Source organism: Metapseudomonas otitidis, from assembly GCF_900111835.1.
Lineage (GTDB): Bacteria > Pseudomonadota > Gammaproteobacteria > Pseudomonadales > Pseudomonadaceae > Metapseudomonas > Metapseudomonas otitidis.
Genome location: NZ_FOJP01000029.1, coordinates 25,327 through 42,630, shown reverse-complemented (window position 1 = coordinate 42,630; position 17,304 = coordinate 25,327). Strand labels below are relative to the sequence as shown.

At 67.5% G+C, this 17,304-nt stretch carries 21 protein-coding genes; 12 read left to right on the top strand and 9 right to left on the bottom strand.

Annotated elements, in window-relative coordinates; translation table 11 throughout:
* Positions 1-101: 101 nt before the first annotated feature.
* Positions 102-554, bottom strand: a complete 453-nt coding sequence (locus BM198_RS27650; protein WP_044399831.1) for a MarR family winged helix-turn-helix transcriptional regulator — start codon at positions 552-554, stop codon at positions 102-104.
* Positions 555-688: 134 nt separating this feature from the next.
* On the opposite strand from BM198_RS27650, the gene BM198_RS27645 reads away from it, so the two are divergent.
* The gene (locus BM198_RS27645; protein ID WP_074973970.1) at positions 689-1,201 is read left to right on the top strand and encodes an RDD family protein; all 513 of its coding nucleotides are present in this window, start codon (positions 689-691) and stop codon (positions 1,199-1,201) included.
* Position 1,202: 1 nt separating this feature from the next.
* Here BM198_RS27645 and BM198_RS27640 read toward each other — a convergent pair whose 3' ends face one another.
* Positions 1,203-2,159 (bottom strand): LysR family transcriptional regulator, encoded by a 957-nt coding sequence (locus BM198_RS27640; protein ID WP_074973968.1) that lies wholly within the window; start codon positions 2,157-2,159, stop codon positions 1,203-1,205.
* Between the two features lie 102 nt (positions 2,160-2,261).
* On the opposite strand from BM198_RS27640, the gene BM198_RS27635 reads away from it, so the two are divergent.
* Entirely contained in the window at positions 2,262-3,014 is a 753-nt protein-coding gene (locus BM198_RS27635; protein WP_208610387.1) for a sulfite exporter TauE/SafE family protein, read from the top strand.
* 166 nt (positions 3,015-3,180) lie between these two features.
* Here BM198_RS27635 and BM198_RS27630 read toward each other — a convergent pair whose 3' ends face one another.
* Positions 3,181-4,032 carry a LysR substrate-binding domain-containing protein gene (locus BM198_RS27630; protein WP_044399821.1) on the bottom strand — a complete coding sequence of 284 codons (852 nt, stop codon included), beginning with the start codon at positions 4,030-4,032 and terminating at the stop codon, positions 3,181-3,183.
* Between the two features lie 153 nt (positions 4,033-4,185).
* Here BM198_RS27630 and BM198_RS30600 point away from each other — a divergent pair, with 153 nt between their 5' ends.
* From BM198_RS30600 to BM198_RS27610, 4 genes are read left to right on the top strand one after another with little or no spacing between them, the layout of a single operon-like run.
* Positions 4,186-4,356, top strand: coding sequence for a DUF1127 domain-containing protein (locus tag BM198_RS30600; protein WP_074973976.1), 171 nt, complete (start codon positions 4,186-4,188; stop codon positions 4,354-4,356).
* 37 nt (positions 4,357-4,393) lie between these two features.
* Positions 4,394-5,266, top strand: coding sequence for a PhzF family phenazine biosynthesis protein (locus BM198_RS27620; protein ID WP_074973966.1), 873 nt, complete (start codon positions 4,394-4,396; stop codon positions 5,264-5,266).
* Positions 5,267-5,276: 10 nt separating this feature from the next.
* Positions 5,277-5,738, top strand: a complete 462-nt coding sequence (locus BM198_RS27615) for a DUF3291 domain-containing protein (protein ID WP_074973965.1) — start codon at positions 5,277-5,279, stop codon at positions 5,736-5,738.
* A complete protein-coding gene (locus tag BM198_RS27610) occupies positions 5,735-6,952 on the top strand; it encodes a winged helix-turn-helix domain-containing protein (RefSeq protein WP_074973963.1) in 1,218 nt (405 codons plus the stop codon). Before BM198_RS27615 ends, BM198_RS27610 begins: the two co-directional genes overlap by 4 nt.
* A 30-nt stretch (positions 6,953-6,982) precedes the next feature.
* On the opposite strand, the gene BM198_RS27605 is transcribed toward BM198_RS27610, so the two are convergent.
* Positions 6,983-7,987, bottom strand: coding sequence for an NADP-dependent oxidoreductase (locus BM198_RS27605; RefSeq protein WP_074973961.1), 1,005 nt, complete (start codon positions 7,985-7,987; stop codon positions 6,983-6,985).
* A gap of 227 nt (positions 7,988-8,214) precedes the next feature.
* On the opposite strand from BM198_RS27605, the gene BM198_RS27600 reads away from it, so the two are divergent.
* Positions 8,215-8,976 carry an SDR family oxidoreductase gene (locus BM198_RS27600; protein WP_074973959.1) on the top strand — a complete coding sequence of 254 codons (762 nt, stop codon included), beginning with the start codon at positions 8,215-8,217 and terminating at the stop codon, positions 8,974-8,976.
* Between the two features lie 59 nt (positions 8,977-9,035).
* Here the strand turns inward: BM198_RS27600 and BM198_RS27595 are convergent, their stop codons facing one another.
* Both BM198_RS27595 and BM198_RS27590 read right to left on the bottom strand, forming a co-directional pair.
* The gene (locus tag BM198_RS27595) at positions 9,036-10,247 is read right to left on the bottom strand and encodes a benzoate/H(+) symporter BenE family transporter (RefSeq protein WP_074973957.1); all 1,212 of its coding nucleotides are present in this window, start codon (positions 10,245-10,247) and stop codon (positions 9,036-9,038) included.
* Positions 10,247-10,858 (bottom strand): LysE family translocator, encoded by a 612-nt coding sequence (locus tag BM198_RS27590; protein WP_074973955.1) that lies wholly within the window; start codon positions 10,856-10,858, stop codon positions 10,247-10,249. The genes BM198_RS27595 and BM198_RS27590 overlap by 1 nt, the downstream gene beginning before the upstream one ends.
* A 148-nt stretch (positions 10,859-11,006) precedes the next feature.
* On the opposite strand from BM198_RS27590, the gene BM198_RS27585 reads away from it, so the two are divergent.
* Positions 11,007-11,636 carry a hypothetical protein gene (locus tag BM198_RS27585; RefSeq protein WP_083422494.1) on the top strand — a complete coding sequence of 210 codons (630 nt, stop codon included), beginning with the start codon at positions 11,007-11,009 and terminating at the stop codon, positions 11,634-11,636.
* 6 nt (positions 11,637-11,642) lie between these two features.
* Here the strand turns inward: BM198_RS27585 and BM198_RS27580 are convergent, their stop codons facing one another.
* Positions 11,643-12,098, bottom strand: a complete 456-nt coding sequence (locus tag BM198_RS27580; protein ID WP_044399797.1) for a MarR family winged helix-turn-helix transcriptional regulator — start codon at positions 12,096-12,098, stop codon at positions 11,643-11,645.
* Between the two features lie 81 nt (positions 12,099-12,179).
* Between BM198_RS27580 and BM198_RS27575 the strand changes: the two genes are divergently transcribed.
* The 3 genes from BM198_RS27575 to BM198_RS27565 all read left to right on the top strand — a co-directional run bounded on the left by BM198_RS27575 (position 12,180) and on the right by BM198_RS27565 (position 14,392).
* A complete protein-coding gene (locus BM198_RS27575) occupies positions 12,180-13,346 on the top strand; it encodes an aminotransferase-like domain-containing protein (RefSeq protein ID WP_044399794.1) in 1,167 nt (388 codons plus the stop codon).
* 14 nt (positions 13,347-13,360) lie between these two features.
* A complete protein-coding gene (locus tag BM198_RS27570) occupies positions 13,361-13,960 on the top strand; it encodes a glutathione S-transferase family protein (protein WP_074973951.1) in 600 nt (199 codons plus the stop codon).
* Between the two features lie 81 nt (positions 13,961-14,041).
* Positions 14,042-14,392, top strand: coding sequence for a GFA family protein (locus tag BM198_RS27565; protein WP_074973949.1), 351 nt, complete (start codon positions 14,042-14,044; stop codon positions 14,390-14,392).
* Between the two features lie 67 nt (positions 14,393-14,459).
* On the opposite strand, the gene folE is transcribed toward BM198_RS27565, so the two are convergent.
* Positions 14,460-15,020 carry a GTP cyclohydrolase I FolE gene (folE, locus tag BM198_RS27560; protein WP_044399785.1) on the bottom strand — a complete coding sequence of 187 codons (561 nt, stop codon included), beginning with the start codon at positions 15,018-15,020 and terminating at the stop codon, positions 14,460-14,462.
* 341 nt (positions 15,021-15,361) lie between these two features.
* Between folE and BM198_RS27555 the strand changes: the two genes are divergently transcribed.
* Positions 15,362-16,678, top strand: a complete 1,317-nt coding sequence (locus BM198_RS27555; protein ID WP_074973947.1) for a methyl-accepting chemotaxis protein — start codon at positions 15,362-15,364, stop codon at positions 16,676-16,678.
* Positions 16,679-16,717: 39 nt separating this feature from the next.
* On the opposite strand, the gene BM198_RS27550 is transcribed toward BM198_RS27555, so the two are convergent.
* Positions 16,718-17,275, bottom strand: a complete 558-nt coding sequence (locus tag BM198_RS27550) for a Smr/MutS family protein (RefSeq protein WP_074973945.1) — start codon at positions 17,273-17,275, stop codon at positions 16,718-16,720.
* Between the last annotated feature and the right edge of the window lie 29 nt (positions 17,276-17,304).

Below are 17,304 nucleotides of genomic sequence, written 5' to 3'. Positions count from 1 at the left end.
CTGAAATACAAAACGCCCGATGCGGTGCATCGGGCGTTTTGAGGTCTGGCGCTTGGCCTGAAAGGTGTAAACCTATTTCAGGACTAGACATGCCGTTTCGCTCAGAGCGCCTTCTGCAGGTTCTGGCGCAGGGCGACGAGCTCCTCCTTCAATGTGCCGAGGTCGCCCAGGGTCATCTCGCTGGCAGCGAGGATGCAGCCGGGGATGCGCTGGGCCTCACGGTGCAGGGCGCGGCCCTTGTCGGTCAGGCGCAGTTCGACCACGCGCTCGTCGGCGCTGCTGCGGGTGCGGGTGATCAGGCCTTCGGCCTCAAGGCGCTTGAGCAGCGGGGTGAGGGAGCCGGGGTCGGTGAGCAGGCGGGCGCTGATTTCGCCGACGGTGATGCCATCGCCCTCCCAGAGCACCAGCATGGCCAGGTACTGCGGGTAGGTGAGGCCCAGCTCCTGCAGCAGGGGCTTGTAGACCTTGGTCATCAGCAGCGAGGTGGAATACAGGGCGAAACACAGCTGGTTATCCAGCTTGAGGGCTTCGCAGGGCTCGATGGGTTCGCTCATGGCCACCTCCGGTTTGGGCAAGGGCGCAATTTAGCGCACAAGCCTTTCGCGGGCAAAACAGCGTGCGGGCGGTTTTCAGTCCGGCGGGAAGCAGCCACACTTGGCGCTTTCCCACGTTCGCCAAGGAGTGCGAGATGACCTACCCGCAGAACAATCCCTACCAGGCACCCCAGGCTCCGCTCACCCAGGAAACCGTCGGCGGGCTGCCGCTGGCGCCCCGTGGCACCCGCCTGGGCGCTGCTGTTATCGACTTCGTTGTTCTCGCTCTCGCGTGCCTGCCCATCATCTTCATGCTTCATATCTACAACAGCATTACGACAGGCATACCGCCCGGCTTTGGTCGAAGGGTACTGGGCGCCGTGCTGGGGATCGCTGCCTTCCTCGCGGTCAACGGGGTGTTCCTCAGTCGCTACGGCCAGACCGTGGGCAAGCGCCTGCTGAAGATCGCCATCGTCGACCAGGACGGCCACAAGCCGGAGTGGATCCCGATGTACCTCAAGCGCTACCTGCTCTGGGGCCTGGTGGCCTACATCCCGCTGCTGGGTGGGTTGGTGCTGCTGGTGAACTACCTGTTCATCTTCCGCGGCGACCGCCGCTGCCTGCATGACCTGACCGCCGGCACCCGCGTGGTCCAGTTGCCGGCCTGAGTCAGCCGCGACCGAGGCCGCCCCGCAGGGCCAGGTCCCAGGGCGGTTCCGGACCGAAACGGTCCTTGAGGAACTCCAGCAACAGCCGGCTCCGCGAGCTGGCTTCCCCTTCCAGACGTAACGCGTAGATGCCGCTGGGCTCCGGCGGCGGCAGGCCGTCGTCGCAGAACAGCGGCACCAGTTCGCCGCGCACCAGGTAGTCGCTGATCAGCCAGGTGGGCAGGTGGGCCACGCCGAGCCCGGCCACGGCGGCGAACAGCAGGGTCTCGGCATTGTTGGCGGTCATCCGCATGCGCTTGGGACGGACGATCTGCAGCCGGCCGTCCAGCTCGAAGCGCCAGGCGTAGGGCGGTGCCAGGGCGTCCCAGTCGAGGCCTTCGTGTTCTTCCAGTTCACGAACGCTGCGGGGCACGCCGCGCCGCTTCAGGTACTCCGGGCTGGCGCAGAGGATGCGCACCATGGGCGCCAGCGGGGTGGCCACCAGGCGGGTGTCGGCCAGCGGGCCGATGCGCAATATCAGGTCGACCTCACCCAGGTGGGTGCCGTGCATGTCGACGAAGCTGTCGATCAGGCGCAGCTGCACGTCCAGTCCGGGGTAGGTGACCAGGAACTCGGCGATGGCCGGGGCCAGGTGGCGGCGGCCGAACGGGGCGGGGGCGTCGATGCGGATCAGGCCTTCCGGGGCGCTGCTCAGGGACACGGCCTCGGCCCGGGCCAGGCGCAGCTCGGCGAGGATGCGCTTTGCCCGTTCGGCAAAGGCCAGGCCGGCGGGCGTGGCGCGCACCGCGTGGGTGCTGCGGATGAACAGGGTGCTGCCCAGGGCCTTCTCCAGCCCGTCGATGCGGCGGGCCACGGCCGAGGGCGTCAGGGGGTGGCGGCGCGAGGCGGCGGAGAAGCTGCCGGCGTCGAGTACATCGAGGAACAGCGCCAGCTGTTCGGTGAGGGCGTCGGGGTACATGGGGTTGCCTGTGCGAATTGCGCAAAGCCATTGTGCGCCGCTGTGCGTTTCCCCACCAGCCAGGGCTGCGTAGCATGCGCGCCAATTCGGATGGGAGGCTCCATGGATCTGTTGTCGATTGCGATGTATGTGGCGCTGGGGGCCTGCCTGGGTACGGTGGGCGGTGTGTTCGGCATCGGCGGTGGGCTGATCGCCATCCCCGCGCTGGGGGTGCTGTTCGGCCTGGACCAGCAACTGGCCCAGGGTACGGCGCTGGTGATGGTGGTGCCCAACGTGCTGCTGGCGCTGTGGCGCTACCACCAGCGCAACCGCATCGACCCGCGCCACGCACTGCTGCTGGCGGCCTCCAGCGTCGGTTTCGCCTGGCTGGCCTCGCTGGTGGCGGTGCAGCTGGACGCCCACAGCATGCGCCTGGCGTTCGTGGTGTTCCTGCTGGCCCTGACGGCCTACAACTTCGCCCGCATGTTCATGGCCAAGGCCACGCCCAGCGCCGAGCTGCGCCACCCCTGGCCGTGGCTCGGCGTGCTGGGCGGCGTGGCGGGTGCCATGGGCGGGATGTTCGGCGTGGGCGGCGCGGTGATCGCCACGCCGGTGCTGACCAGCGTGTTCGGCACCACCCAGGTGGTGGCCCAGGGCCTGTCGCTGACCCTGGCGGCGCCGAGCACCGCCGTGACCCTGCTCACCTACGGCCTCAATCACCACGTCGACTGGGCCATGGGCGTGCCCCTGGCTCTGGGCGGCCTGCTCAGCATCAGCTGGGGCGTGCGCCTGGCCCATGCCCTGCCCGAGCGGGTGCTGCGCACGGCGTTCTGCGTGTTCCTGCTGGTGTGTGCCGTGTTGCTGGTGATCAAGTGATCGGGCCTACAGGGCGTCTCTAAAAACGTAGGCGAGGCAGTCAGCGCAAGGCAAAAACAGGCGAAAAAGCGCAGTTTACGCGCGGTAAATGAGCATTTTGATCGGACTCGCGCACGAGCCTGTTTTTAACGCAGCGATGACAACGCAGGCAGTTTTTAGAGGTGCCCTACAGGCGGAACCCCTCGATGATGTGTTCGGCCAGCGTATCGGTCACCGGCGAGGTGCTGCGGGGGTTGCGCATCAGCACGATGCTGCAGCTGGGCAGCAGGGGCAGGCCTTCCGCTTCGCCGAGGATGCGCATGTCGGCGGTGATCAGGCTCTGCAGCTGGGCCGTGACCGCCAGGCCGGCGCTGACCACGGCCATGATCGCCGACAGGCTGGGGCTGGTGTACGCCACGCGGTAGGCCCGGCCCAGGGTGTCCAGGGCGTTGCAGGCCCAGGCCCGGCAGAAGCAGTCGGTGTTGAACATCGCCAGCGGCATCTGCGCCTGCTCGTGGGGGCTGTGGCCAACGGCCTCGGCCCAGACGAAGCGCTCCTGGCGCAACAGCTCGCCGATCTCGGTGCCCGGCGCGCGGGTGAGGATGGTCAGGTCCAGGTCCTGGCGCTGCATGAGCTGCGAGGACGAGTCGCAATGCACCTCCACCTGCACCAGCGGGTAGGCCTGGGCGAAACGCGAGAGGATGCCGGGCAGGAAGCGCATCACGTAGTCATCCGGCGTGCCGATGCGCACGGCACCGACCATGTGCGGCTCGCGCAGGGTGGTCATCACCTCGCCATGCAGCTTGAGGATGCGCCGGGCATAGCTGAGCAGGATCTGCCCTTCGGCCGTCAGCCGCACATTGCGCCCCTCCCGCTCGAACACCGTGCGCTCCAGCACGTCCTCCTCCAGCCGCTTCATCTGCATGCTCACCGCCGACTGGGTGCGGTTGACGGCTTCCGCCGCGCGGGTGAAGCCGCCGTGGTCGGCAATGGCGACGAAGGTACGCAGCAGTTCCGTGTCGATGGCGGGGTAGCTCATTCATCAATTCCCAAGATGCGATGCATAAGAAACATTCGTTGGATTGATGTTAGCTGCAGCCGGAAACTGGCGCCAACCCACAAGGAGGGCCTCGCGATGAAAAGTCCAACCCTGCAAGTCGCCGTTTCGCTGCCGCACTCACCGCGCCTGTCGATGACGGGGCGTACGCTGCTGGCTCGCCTCCAGCGCTGGGCCCAGCTGTACCAGCAGCGCCGCGACCTGGCCCGGGCCAGCGATGCGATGCTCAAGGACCTGGGGCTGTCCCGCGCCGATGTCATGCGCGAATCCGAACGGCCTTTCTGGGATGATCCCCTGGCCAAGTAACCCACCGACGCACACGACCACCGAACAAGGAAGCCCCATGCACGTAGAAGTCAGGATCGTCAACGCCTTCACCGATGGCACGGTGGGCGGCAACCCGGCCGGCGTGGTGCTGGACGCCGACGCGCTCAGCACCGCCCAGAAACAGGCCATCGCGGCCCGTGTCGGTCTGTCCGAGACGGCCTTCGTCTCCGCCTCCGAGGTGGCGCCGTTCAAGCTGGAGTTCTTCACCCCCAACCGCCAGGTGGCCCATTGCGGCCACGCCACGGTGGCCACTTTCTCGTTGCTGAGGGAGCTGGGGCGGGTCGCTCCCGGTGCTTCGGCGAAGGAGACCATCGACGGCCGGCGCTCGGTGTTCGTGGAGCGCGAGCAGGTCTTCATGGAGCAGGCCGCGCCGCGTTACCAACTGCTGGATAACGGCCAGCAGGCGCAGCTGCTGCAGGCCCTGGGCCTCGTGCCGGCACAGCTGGTCGATGGCCTCCCGATGGAGCGGGTGAGCACCGGGCTGGGCTTCGTGATCGTGCCGCTGCGCAGCGAAGTCGACGTGGCCGGTATCCGCATCGACACGCCAGCCCTGGAGCTGCTCAGCGAAGCGCTGGACCTGGTGGGCGTGTACGCCTTCTCGCAGCAGACCCGCCAGCCGGACCGGCACGCCGGGGCGCGGATGTTCGCGCCGCGCTACGGCATTGCCGAGGAGTCGGCTACCGGCATGGCGGCCGGGCCGCTGGCCTGCTACCTGCACGACCGCGCCGGGCTGAAGCAGTCGGTGCTGCGCATCGAGCAGGGCCACCTGATGCAGCCGCCGTCGCCGAGCCTGATCACCGTTGAGTTCGACCGGGAGCGCGACGCCATCCTGCGGCTGATGGCTGGTGGCGCTGCCCAGGTCATGCAGACCCTGACCCTGGACCTGTGAGGACCCGCCCGTGACGCATCACCTGGCACAACTGAACATCGCCCGCATGAAAGCCCCGCTGGATTCGCCGGTGATGGCGGATTTCGTCGCCAACCTGGCCCGCATCAACGGCCTCGCGGAAGCTTCCCCCGGCTACCTCTGGCGGCTGCAGGACGAGTCGGGCGATGCCACCGCGCTGCGTCCGTTCGGCGATGACGTGGTGGTGAACCTCTCGCTCTGGCGGGATCTGGATTCGTTGAAGACCTTCACCTACCAGGGCGTCCACACCGAGATGCTCAAGCGCCGGGGTGAATGGTTCGACCGCCTCGGCGAGGCCCACCAGGTGCTCTGGTGGGTGCCGGCGGGTCACCGGCCGGACGTGCACGAAGCCGCCCGGCGCCTGGCCCGGCTGCAGGAGGAGGGCGCAGGGCCGGAGGCCTTCACCTTCCGTCACGCCTACCCTGCGCCGGCTGCCGCGAGCCCCGTGGCATGAGTGGAGCGACGCTGGCGCTGAGCGCGAGCGAGGCACGGCGCCTGGTGCTCGCGGCCCAGGGGTTCACCCGGGCGCCCCGTGGCGCGGTGCGGCCCCCGCACCTGGCGTCGCTGGCCGAGCGGCTGGGCGTGGTGCAGATCGATTCGGTGAACGCCCTGGTGCGTTCCCATTACCTGCCGTTCTTTTCCCGCCTCGGCGGCTACGACGCCTCGGCGCTGGATGCGCTGGCCTGGAGCGGCGGGCGTCAGCGGCGCTTCTTCGAGTACTGGGGGCACGAGGCGTCGCTGTTGCCGCTGTCCTTCTACCCGCTGATGCGCTGGCGCATGGCGCGCTCGGCCGCTGGGCAGGGCATCTACGCCATGCTGGCGCGTTTCGGCCGCGAGCGGCAGGACGTGATCCAGCGGGTGCTGCAAGCCATCCGCACGGACGGCGCAAGCGGAGCCGGTGCACTCAGCACCCGCACCGAGCGGGCCGGCCCCTGGTGGGACTGGAGCGATGAGAAGAACGCGCTGGAATGGCTGTTCGCCGCTGGCGAAGTGACAGTGGCCGGCCGGCGCGGTTTCGAGCGCCTGTACGACCTGCCGGAGCGGGTGATTCCCGCGCAATGGCTGAACACCCCGGAGCCGACGCCCGATGCGGCGATGCGCGCGCTGCTGCTGCACGCCGCACGCGCCCTGGGCGTGGCGACGGAGAAGGACCTGCGTGATTACTTCCGCCTGGAAGTGGTCGATGCCCGACGGGCCCTGGCGGAGCTGGTGGAGGCCGGCGAACTGCTGCCGACCCAGGTACGCGGCTGGACCCAGCCGGCTTATTGCGCCGGTGAGCCGGTCATCCCCCGCCGGGTTCGCGCAGCGGCGTTGCTGTCGCCCTTCGATTCGCTGATCTGGGAACGCAGCCGCACCGAGCGGCTGTTCGGCTTCCACTACCGGCTGGAGCTCTACACCCCGGCTGATCGCCGGCGCTATGGCTACTACGTGCTGCCGTTCCTGCTGGGGGATCGCCTGGTGGCGCGGGTCGACCTGCGTGCTGACCGGCAGGGCGGCAGCCTGAAGGTGCTGGCGGTGCATGAGGAGGCCGGCGGCCTGCCGGAACCGGCGCTGGCCGAGCTGGGGCGCTGCCTGGTGGAGATGGCGAGCTGGCTGGGGCTGGACAGGGTGGACCTGGCCTGCGTGAGGCCGGTTTCGCAAGGGCTGGGGCGCTGGTTGCAGGCATAGCGGGGGCCGCGTCGCGGCCCCCGCCAGGTCTCAGCGGACCTTGAGCACCAGCTTGCCGAAGTTGCCGCCGTCGAACAGCTTGGACAGGGTCTCAGGGAAGGTCTCCAGGCCTTCCACCACGTCTTCCTTGCTCTTCAGTTGGCCGCTGGCCATCCAGCCGCCCATTTCGCGGGCGGCATCGGCGAACTTCGCCGCGTGGTCCATCACCACGAAGCCTTCCATGCGGGCGCGGTTGACCAGCAGCGACAGGTAGTTGGCCGGGCCCTTGACCGCTTCCTTGTTGTTGTACTGGCTGATGGCGCCGCAGATGACGATGCGGGCCCTGGGGGCGAGGCGGGTCAGCACGGCGTCGAGGATGTCGCCGCCGACGTTGTCGAAGTACACGTCCACGCCCTTGGGGCACTCGCGCTTGAGCGCTTCGGCGACGTTCTCAGCCTTGTAGTCGATGGCCGCGTCGAAGCCCAGTTCGTCCACCAGGAAGCGGCACTTGTCGGCGCCACCGGCAATGCCGACCACGCGGCAGCCCTTGATGCGGGCGATCTGCCCGGCGACGCTGCCCACCGCACCGGCGGCGCCGGAGAGCACCACGGTCTCGCCGGCCTTGGGCGCGCCGACGTCCAGCAGGGCGAAGTAGGCGGTCATGCCGGTCATGCCCAGGGCGGAGAGGTACAGCGGCAGCGGCGCCTTGCTCGGGTCGACCTTGTAGAAGCCGCGCGGCTCGCCGAGGAAGTAGTCCTGCACACCCAGGGCGCCGTTGACGTGGTCGCCCACGGCGAAGTCCGGGTGGTTGGAGGCGATCACCTTGCCCACGCCGAGGGCGCGCATCACCTCGCCGATGCCCACCGGGGGGATGTAGGACTTGGCGTCGTTCATCCAGCCACGCATGGCCGGGTCGAGGGACAGGTAGAGGTTTTCCACCAGCACCTGGCCGGGTCCGGGTTCGCCAACGGCCGTCTCGACGAAGTTGAACGTGTCGCGGGTGGCGGGCCCCACGGGGCGCTTGGCGAGCAGGAACTGTCGGTTGATCAGGGACATGGCAGGGGACTCCGAATGGGTGAGACCCACCGGTTTAGTCGGGCAGGCCGGCCAGGGCAAGGTTCGTTGTCGCGAGGAATGCCACGGCATGAATCTGGATGATCCACGGGGGTGGCCTTAATCATCCGTCTGGATGCTGCCCTCTCCAGCGGCCTGATGATGCTGACGCCGTTCCGGTGCGACTGGCTAGACTCCGGGCGATTTCCACAGCATCCGAGGTTGCATCGATGAGCACGAGATTCTCCGGCCAGGTCGCCCTGGTCACCGGCGCCGGCAATGGCATCGGCCGCGCTACTGCACAGGCCTTTGCCGCTGAGCGCATCAAGGTGGTGGTGTCCGACGTGGACGTGGCCGGCGGCGAGACCACCGTGCAGCTGATCCGCGAGGCGGGTGGCGAGGCCACCTTCATCCGCTGCGACGTGACCCGGGATGCCGAGGTGAAGGCGCTGGTGGAGGGCACCGTCGCGACCTACGGCCGCCTCGACTACGCGTTCAACAACGCCGGCATCGAGATCGAGAAGGGCAAGCTGGCCGACGGCAACGAGGACGAGTTCGACGCGATCATGGGCGTCAACGTCAAGGGCGTGTGGCTGTGCATGAAGCACCAGATCCCGCAGATGCTGGCCCAGGGCGGCGGCGCCATCGTCAACACCGCTTCGGTGGCGGGCATTGGCGCGGCACCGAAGATGAGCATCTACGCCGCCTCCAAGCACGCGGTCATCGGCCTGACCAAGTCGGCCGCCGTGGAGTACGCGAAGAAGAAGGTGCGGGTGAACGCGGTTTGCCCGGCGGTGATCGACACCGACATGTTCCGCCGTGCCTACGAGGCGGACCCGAAGAAGGGCGAGTACGCCGCCGCCATGCACCCGGTGGGCCGTATCGGCAAGGTGGAGGAGATCGCCGGTGCGGTGCTCTACCTGTGCAGCGACGTGGCGGGCTTCACCACCGGGCATTCGCTGGTGGTGGACGGTGGCGCGACGGTGGTCTGAGCCGTCGAGCGGTCACACGAAAAAGGCGCCCTTGGGCGCCTTTTTCGTTTCGGGGCAGGTCAGTCCCGCCCGGTCCTGACGTTGAGGATCAGAAGGGTCAGGACGCCGGCCACCAGGCCCCAGAAGGCCGAGCCGATGGACAGCAGCGTCATGCCGGAGGCGGTGACCATGAAGGTCACCAGTGCGGCCTCGCGCTCCTTGGGCTCCTGCATGGCCACGGTGAGGCCGTTGCTGATGGAGCCGAACAGCGCCAGGGCCGCCACCGAGAGCACCAGTTCCTTGGGGAAGGCGGCGAAAAGGGCGGCCAGGGTGGCGGCGAAGGTGCCGGCGATGCCGTAGAAGACCCCGCACCACATGGCGGCGGTGTAGCGCTTGCTGCGGTCCTCGTGGGCGTGGGGGCCGGTGCAGATGGCAGCGCTGATGGCCGCCAGGTTGATGCCGTGGGAGCCGAAGGGCGCCAGCAGCAGCGAGGCGAAGCCGGTGGCCGAGACCAGGGGCGAGGCCGGTACCTGGTAGCCGTCGGCACGCAGCACGGCGATGCCGGGGATGTTCTGCGAGGCCATCGCCACGATGAACAGCGGCAGGCCGATGCTGATGATGGCGGTGAAGGAGAAGGTCGGGGTGGTCCACACCGGTTGCGCCAGGTGGAAGTGGAAGCCGCTGAAGTCCAGCAGGCCTAGGGCGCCGGCGGTGACGCAGCCCACCAGCAGCGCGGCGAGCACCGCATAGCGCGGCTGCAGGCGCTTGAACAGCAGGTAGCTGAAGAACATCGCCAGGACCAGGGCGGTGCGGTGCTGGGCGGCGATGAAGATCTCGCTGCCGATCTTGAACAGGATGCCGGCCAGCAGCGCAGCGGCTAGGGAGCCCGGCAGGCGCCGCATCAGCCGCTCGAAGCCGCCGGTGAGCCCCACCAGGGTCAGCAGGATGGCGCAGACGACGAAGGCGCCGATGGCGTCGGAATAGGGCACGCCGGGCAGGCTGGTGATCAGCAGTGCCGCGCCCGGGGTGGACCAGGCCACGGTGATCGGCGTGCGGTAGCGCAGCGAGAGGCCGATGCTGCAGATGGCCATGCCGATGGACAGAGCCCAGATCCACGAGGCGATCTGCCCGCTGGAGAGGCCGGCGGCCTGGCCGGCCTGGAACATCAGCACCAGGGAGCTGGTGTAGCCGGTGAGCATGGCGATGAAACCGGCCACCACCGCCGAAGGCGAGGAGTCGGCCAGCGGGCGCAGGCGGGGCAGGGCGGTGCCGGTGTCGGAGGCACGGGTCATCAGAGCGTTCCCTTGAAGTCGACGAGGATGGGGTAGAGCGAGGCCACCAGCAGGACGGCCATGCCGATATTGAACGCGCGGAGCACCCGTGGCGAGGACAGCCAGTGGCGCAGCAGGCTGCCGGCAACGGTCCAGAGGCCGACGCTGGGGCAGTTGATCAGCGCGAACAGGGCGGCGATCAGCAGGGCGTTGGTGACGAAGTTCTCCTGCGGGGTGTAGGTGGTGATGGCGCCGATCGCCATCACCCAGGCCTTGGGGTTGACCCACTGGAAGGCCGCCGCCTGAAGGAAGGTGAAGGGACGCGCCTCGCCCTTGGCGTCGTCGGGGGCGCCAGAGCCGGCGATTTTCCAGGCCAGGTAGACCAGGTAGGCCGCGCCGCCATAGCGCAGCAGGCTGTACAGCAGGGGAACCTGTTCGAAGACCTGGTGCAGTCCCAGGCCCACCGCAGCGACCATCACCATGAAGCCGATGCTGATGCCGAGCATGTGCGGCAGGCTGCGGCGGATGCCGAAGTTCACTCCGGAGGCGAGCAGCATCATGTTGTTGGGGCCGGGGGTGATGGAGGTGACGAGGGCAAACAGCGCAAAGGCGAGCAACAGTTCCAGGCTCATGGCAGGTCTCTCTTCTTGGAGGGAGAAAGCCTACGGCGTGGCGCTTCGCCGCGCCCCGTACAGCGATGTGCGCAAAAAGCGATACAGTCGCGTGACGTCGCCCGTGTGCACCGTTACTGTGCCGGTCAGTTGAATCAGGAGCCCCGTCATGGACGAGAACCCCTACGCACCCCCTCAGGTCGAACTGCTCCAGCCGGAGGCACCGCGCCCGTTGCCGGAATGGAGCGCTGGCCAGCTCAGGCTGTTGGGCTGGCTGTCCCTGGTCGGCTTCCTGGGCAACCTGGTGCTGTTGCTGGGTGTGGTGTCGATCGGCTGGTTCGGAATCGAGCTGCCGGTGGCCTACACCGACTGGTCGGGCCTTTCCCTGGTGCTGCTGGGCAGCTATGTCTCCCTGCGCTTCAAGGTCTTCGCCGAAGCGCGTTTTGCTGCCATCGGCCTGACTTGGCCCACCTGGGTCGTGGTGGTCACCAGCGTGCTGCTGCAGGTGATGCTGATGACGGTGGGCGACCAGCTGGGGAGCCTGGGGTGGGAGATGGCCCTTTACGGCTCCGGTCTGGTGCTGTGCGGGGCGGGGTGCATCTGGCTCGGCGTGCGCCTGGTGAAGGTGCCGGACACCTATGCCTCTTTCCGGGTCGTGGCCGGCGCCATCCTGGTGACGGGTGTGATGCTGGTTTCGCTGCTGCTGGCGGCGTTCAGTTCGTTGCCGGCGCTGGTGTCGGTGGTGGCCACGGCGCTGGTGTTCTTCCGGGGTGCGCGGGAGCTGGAGGGCGGGCGCTGAGACGCCTCAGGTGCCTTCCGGCTCGTCCTGGCGGGCGCCGCCCAGGGTCTGGTTGACCTTCAGCCAGCCTTCCACCGCATCGGCCCCGGCCTCGCCGAAGGCCCGCTCCAGCAGGCGGGCCTGCTCCCGGCGCAGGCTCTTCTCCAGCTTCGAGCCTTCTGCCGTCAGCCCCAGCTGGCGCTTGCGCTTGTCGTCATCAGCGGTGCTGCTCTGCACCAGGTCCATCTCCATCAGCTGGCGCAGCGGCGTGTTCAGCGCCTGCTTGCTCACGCCGAGGTAGCCGAGCATTTCCTTCACACTCAGCCCCGGGTACTTGGCGATGAAGAACAGGATGCGGTGGTGCACCCGCGACAGCCCGCGACGGGCGAGCATTTCGTCGGGCTTGCTGGTGAAGGCCTGGTAGCCGAAGAAGAAGGCTTCCATGGCGGCGTGCTGGACGGCGGGGTTTTTCAGGTCAAGCATATTGACGTATCCATCCCGGGCATCGTAGTTTCGGTCAAGCAGTTTGACTCAATTCTCACGCCTTCGCACCCGGTGACATCCATGGCCTTCTCCGAACGCATCGCCCGCCTGAAAAGCTCCCTGATCCGTGAAATCCTCGCTGCGGCGCAGCGCCCGGAAGTGATGTCCTTCGCCGGTGGCCTGCCGGCCGAGCCGATGCTGCCGAAGGTGGAGTGGGCGGACATGCCGGCGAGCATGGGCCAGTACGGCATGAGCGAGGGCGAGCCGGCCCTGCGTGAGGCGGTGGCTGCCGAGGCGCGCGCCCTGGGTGTGCCCTGCGATGCCAGCCAGGTGCTGATCGTCAGCGGTTCCCAGCAGACCCTGGATCTGGCGTCCAAGCTGTTCATCGACCCGGGCACCGAGGTGCTGCTGGAGGCGCCGACCTACCTGGCCGCGCTGCAGGCGTTCCAGCTGTTCGGTGCCGACTGCATCGCCGTGGCCCAGGAGGCCGACGGCCCCGAGCTGGCCTCCCTGCGCCAGCGCCTGGAGCAGCACAAGCCGGCCTTCGCCTACCTGATCCCGACCTTCCAGAACCCCTCGGCGGTGCGCTACAGCGAGGCCAAGCGCGACGCCGTGGCGGCGCTGCTGGACGAGTTCGGCGTGACCCTGATCGAGGACGAGCCGTACCGCGAACTGGTGTTCGACGGCGGCAGCGCCACCCCCATCGTCAGCCGCCTGAAGAAGGCCAGCTGGATCTACACCGGCACCGTCTCCAAGACCCTGCTGCCGGGCCTGCGCGTAGGCTTCCTGATCGCCAGTCCGGACCTGTTCCCCTACCTGCTGCGCCTGAAACAATCCGCCGACCTGCACACCAACCGCATCGGCCAGTGGCAGGCCCTGCAGTGGCTCGGTAGCGAGCAGTACCGGGGCCACCTGGCCGAGCTGCGTGACTTCTACCGCGTGCGCCGCGATGCCATGCAGGCGGCGCTGGAAGAACACTTCGGCGACCTGGCCACCTGGGAAGTGCCCCAGGGCGGGCTGTTCTTCTGGCTGGCCCTCAAGCAGCCGCTGGATACCCGCACCCTGCTGAAGCCGGCGCTGGACCAGAACGTTGCCTTCATGCCGGGCGAGCCGTTCTTCATCGATCCGGACAACCACCCCGGCTACCTGCGCCTGAACTTCAGCCACGTGGCGCCGGAGCGCCTGGGCGAGGGGCTGCGCCGTCTGGCCAGCGTGGTACGGGAAGCCCAGGCCGCCCAGGCCGTCTGATCGAGGAGCAGGCGATGTACAAGGTTTACGGTGATGTGATTTCCGGCAACTGCTACAAGGTCAAGCTGATCCTCGAGCTGCTCGGGCAGCCCTATCAGTGGGTGCCGGTGGACATCCTCAAGGGCGAGACCCAGAGCGAGGCCTTCCTGGCGCTCAACCCCAACGGCAAGATCCCGGTCCTGGAGCTGGAGGACGGCACCACCCTGTGGGAGTCCAACGCCATCCTCAACTTCCTGGCCGAGGGCAGCGACCTGCTGCCCAGCGAGCCGCGCCTGCGCACCCAGGTGCTGCAGTGGCAGTTCTTCGAGCAGTACAGCCATGAGCCCTATGTGGCGGTGGCGCGTTTCATCAAGCGTTACCAGGGCATGCCGGCCGAGCGCGCCGAGGAGTACCAGGTGTGCCTGGTGCGCGGCTACAAGGCCCTGCGGGTGATGGAGCAGCAGCTCTCCCGCACGCCGTACCTGGTGGGTGATACCTATTCCATCGCGGACATCGCCCTGTACGCCTACACCCACGTGGCGGAAGAGGGCGGCTTCGACCTCTCCGGCTTCCCCGCCATCCAGGCCTGGATGGCACGGGTGGCGGCTCATCCGCGTCACGTCAGCATCGGCTGAGGCGGCACGTCGCTGCCATGGCGCGCACGGCAGCCCTGGTCTAACGTCCTCCGGGTCCATTCCGGGCCTGGAGGCGTGCAGATGAAATACCGGGGAGGCTGCCATTGTGGCCGTATCGCGTTCGAGGTCGATGGCAGCCCCATCACCGAGGTGATGGCCTGCAACTGCTCGCTGTGCAGCAAGCGTGGCTACCTGTTGTGGTTCGTCCCGCGCGCCCAGCTGGTGCTGGAGACGCCCGAGGTCGACCTGTCCACCTATCGCTTCAATCGCATGCAGATCGCCCATCACTTCTGCGGCACCTGTGGCTGCGCGCCGTTCGGCGAGGCTTCCGATCCCCAGGGCAACGCCATGGCGGCGGTGAACGTGCGCTGCCTGGAGGGCGTCGATCCGGATGCGCTGCAGCTGCGCAAGGTGGATGGGCGCAGCTTCTAGCGGGTCGTCTTCCGGGGCGCCAAATAAAAAAAACCGGCCCTGGGCCGGTTTTTTCGTGGGCGATCCCTCAGCGGATCAGGTTGAGGAACTCGCTGCGGGTCGCGGCGTTGTTGCGGAATTCGCCGAGCATCACCGATGTGATCATCGAGGAGTTCTGCTTCTCCACGCCGCGCATCATCATGCACATGTGCTGGGCCTCGATCACCACGGCCACGCCCAGGGCGCCGGTGACCTGCTCCACTGCTTCGGCGATCTGCCGGCTCAGGTTCTCCTGGATCTGCAGGCGGCGGGCGAACATGTCGACGATGCGCGCCACCTTGGACAGGCCCAGCACCTTGCCGTTGGGCAGGTAGGCCACGTGGGCCTTGCCGATGAAGGGCAGCAGGTGGTGCTCGCACAGGGAGTAGAGCTCGATGTCCTTGACCAGCACCATCTCGCTGTTGTCGGAGGTGAACAGGGCGCCGTTGATCACCTCGTCCAGGGTCTGCTCGTAGCCGCGGCAGAGGTACTGCATGGCCTTGGCAGCGCGCTTGGGGGTGTCCAGCAGGCCTTCGCGGTTCACGTCCTCGCCCAGTTGGCCGAGGATCGCGGTGTAGTGGCTTGCCAGTTTGTCGGGGCTAGAGTCCATGGTGCTTCCAGAATCGAGTGGATGTAGGCGGACCATTGGCATGCCCATCGGGCCCGGTCGTTGCCGGGGCAGCCCTTACGGCTGCATCGCACGCGGTGGGGGCGGGACGCTCTGACGGCGGCTTCCGCACGGCCACCCGGCACATGGTCGCGTTTCGTTCGGCGGCGATTGTACTGCGCCTGCCCGTGCTTGCCGAACTTCTTTGGCCTCCCCGCCGTCTGATGGCAGTCGGCTATCGCGGCGATAGCAAGCTTCGATTGCCCATCGCTTCAGCCAATCCCTAGGCTGCCGATACCTGTGTCGTCTTTCTTATCCTCATGCCGTTTTCGAGGTCCTGCCCGATGTTCCAGTCATCCCTCAAGCGCGAACTGGCCGAGTGCCAAGCCCAGCTCACGCAGGCCCTGGCGCGCCGTAGCGCCGTCGATCGCTCCATGGCGGTCATCGAATTCCTGCCGGATGGCACCATCGTGTCCGCCAACGAGAATTTCCTGTCTGCGGTCGGTTACCGCCTGGAGGAGGTGCAGGGACGGCACCACCGGATGTTCTGTGATCCGGCCTATGCCAATAGTGCCGAGTACCGCCGCTTCTGGGAGCGCCTGGCGGCGGGCGAGTTCATCCGCGACCGCTTCCGTCGCCAGGACAAGCAAGGGCGCGAATTGTGGCTCGAGGCCAGCTACAACCCGGTGCGTGACACGGCTGGGCGGGTGGTCGGGGTGCTCAAGCTGGCCACCGACATCACCGCCCAGGTGGTGCGTGAACAACAGCAGGAAAGCCTGATCAGCGCCATCGACCGTTCCATGGCGGTGATCGAGTTCAACCTCAAGGGCGAGGTGCTCACCGCCAACGAGAATTTCCTCAGCCTGATGGGGTATCGCCTGGACGAGATCCGCGGGCGCCATCACCGGCAGCTGTGTACCCGCGAGGATGGCGCTTCGCCCGAGTACGCACAGTTCTGGGAGCGCCTGAACCGCGGTGAGTTCTTCTCCGGCCGCTTCAAGCGGGTCAACAAGCGCGGGGATGTGGTCTGGCTGCGTGCCACCTACAACCCGGTGTTTGACGCCAATGGCACCCTCTACAAGGTGGTGAAACTGGCCTCGGACGTGACTGAGCAGGTGCTGCACCAGCAGGCCGAGTCCGAAGCGGCGCACCTGGCCTACGAGATATCCCTGCAGACCGACGGTGGTGCGCAGCGTGGTGCTGAAGTGGTCCAGCGCACGGTGGACGTGGTGCAGGGCATCGCTGGCGAATTGAACCGGGCGGCCAGCGGCATTTCGGCCGTGAGCCAGCAGTCCGACCAGATCAGCAGCATCGTCCAGACCATCCGCGGCATTGCCGACCAGACCAACCTGCTGGCGCTGAATGCTGCCATCGAGGCGGCACGCGCCGGCGAACAGGGGCGCGGGTTCGCCGTGGTAGCCGAGGAGGTGCGCAACCTGGCGGCGCGCACGGCCCAGGCGACGGTGGAGATCGTCGACGTGGTAAGGCGCAACCATGAGCTGTCCCAGGAGGCGGTGCAGAGCATGGAAAGCAGCCGCGAGAAGGTGGAGCAGGGGGTGCAGCTGGCCAGCCAGGCGGGCCAGGCGATCCTGGAGATCCAGGAAGGTGCCCAGCGGGTGGTGGAAGCCATCCGCCAGTTCAGTTCCACGCTGGAACGTTGAATCAAGTGGCCGCCCGGTGCCGGGCGGCCCTGGTCACGGTTACTCGTCGCGGCCTTCGAGCATGGTGCGGCGCAGCATCACGTAGAGGGCGCCGGTGCCGCCGTGGCGCGGCAGGCAGGAAGTGAAGCCGAGCACCTGGGGATGCTGGCGCAGCCAGGTGTTGACGTGGCTCTTGATCAGCGGGCGCTTGCCATCCAGGCGTGCGGCCTTGCCATGGGTGATGCGCACGCAGCGGATTTCCAGCTTGGCGGCTTCGGCGAGGAAGTCCCAGAGTGTCTCGCGGGCCTTTTCCACGGTCATGCCGTGCAGGTCGAGGCTGCCCTCGAAGGCGATCTGGCCCTGCTTGAGCTTGCGCATCTGGCCTTCCTGGACGCCGTCGCGGGCCCAGTTCAGTTCATCCTCGGCACCCACATCGATCACGAAGAGGTCCGACAGGCCGTCCACTTTGGTGCTGGTGCCCGCCTGGGTGGCGTTCTGCCGGCGGCTGACGACCTGCTGGCGGTCGGCGCGCGGCTTGCCGACATCCGCGCGGTCGTGCTGGATACGTTTGACGCCACGCATCTGCTGGCTGAACAGGGAAAAATCGTCGTCTTGCATGAGGGCCTCCACAGCGGCCGCCCAGTTTA

Excerpts from the sequence above, each read along its gene's own strand:
- BM198_RS27645 (WP_074973970.1), top strand. The coding sequence starts at position 689 with ATGACCTACCCGCAGAACAATCCCTACCAGGCACCCCAGGCTCCGCTC.
- BM198_RS27570 (WP_074973951.1), top strand. The coding sequence starts at position 13,361 with ATGTACAAGGTTTACGGTGATGTGATTTCCGGCAACTGCTACAAGGTC.
- BM198_RS27590 (WP_074973955.1), bottom strand. The coding sequence starts at position 10,858 with ATGAGCCTGGAACTGTTGCTCGCCTTTGCGCTGTTTGCCCTCGTCACC.
- BM198_RS27595 (WP_074973957.1), bottom strand. The coding sequence starts at position 10,247 with ATGACCCGTGCCTCCGACACCGGCACCGCCCTGCCCCGCCTGCGCCCG.
- BM198_RS27650 (WP_044399831.1), bottom strand. The coding sequence starts at position 554 with ATGAGCGAACCCATCGAGCCCTGCGAAGCCCTCAAGCTGGATAACCAG.
- BM198_RS27580 (WP_044399797.1), bottom strand. The coding sequence starts at position 12,098 with ATGCTTGACCTGAAAAACCCCGCCGTCCAGCACGCCGCCATGGAAGCC.
- folE (WP_044399785.1), bottom strand. The coding sequence starts at position 15,020 with ATGGACTCTAGCCCCGACAAACTGGCAAGCCACTACACCGCGATCCTC.
- BM198_RS27585 (WP_083422494.1), top strand. The coding sequence starts at position 11,007 with ATGGACGAGAACCCCTACGCACCCCCTCAGGTCGAACTGCTCCAGCCG.
- BM198_RS27575 (WP_044399794.1), top strand. The coding sequence starts at position 12,180 with ATGGCCTTCTCCGAACGCATCGCCCGCCTGAAAAGCTCCCTGATCCGT.
- BM198_RS27555 (WP_074973947.1), top strand. The coding sequence starts at position 15,362 with ATGTTCCAGTCATCCCTCAAGCGCGAACTGGCCGAGTGCCAAGCCCAG.
- BM198_RS30600 (WP_074973976.1), top strand. The coding sequence starts at position 4,186 with ATGACGGGGCGTACGCTGCTGGCTCGCCTCCAGCGCTGGGCCCAGCTG.
- BM198_RS27605 (WP_074973961.1), bottom strand. The coding sequence starts at position 7,987 with ATGTCCCTGATCAACCGACAGTTCCTGCTCGCCAAGCGCCCCGTGGGG.
- BM198_RS27630 (WP_044399821.1), bottom strand. The coding sequence starts at position 4,032 with ATGAGCTACCCCGCCATCGACACGGAACTGCTGCGTACCTTCGTCGCC.
- BM198_RS27565 (WP_074973949.1), top strand. The coding sequence starts at position 14,042 with ATGAAATACCGGGGAGGCTGCCATTGTGGCCGTATCGCGTTCGAGGTC.
- BM198_RS27610 (WP_074973963.1), top strand. The coding sequence starts at position 5,735 with ATGAGTGGAGCGACGCTGGCGCTGAGCGCGAGCGAGGCACGGCGCCTG.
- BM198_RS27600 (WP_074973959.1), top strand. The coding sequence starts at position 8,215 with ATGAGCACGAGATTCTCCGGCCAGGTCGCCCTGGTCACCGGCGCCGGC.
- BM198_RS27550 (WP_074973945.1), bottom strand. The coding sequence starts at position 17,275 with ATGCAAGACGACGATTTTTCCCTGTTCAGCCAGCAGATGCGTGGCGTC.
- BM198_RS27635 (WP_208610387.1), top strand. The coding sequence starts at position 2,262 with ATGGATCTGTTGTCGATTGCGATGTATGTGGCGCTGGGGGCCTGCCTG.
- BM198_RS27620 (WP_074973966.1), top strand. The coding sequence starts at position 4,394 with ATGCACGTAGAAGTCAGGATCGTCAACGCCTTCACCGATGGCACGGTG.
- BM198_RS27640 (WP_074973968.1), bottom strand. The coding sequence starts at position 2,159 with ATGTACCCCGACGCCCTCACCGAACAGCTGGCGCTGTTCCTCGATGTA.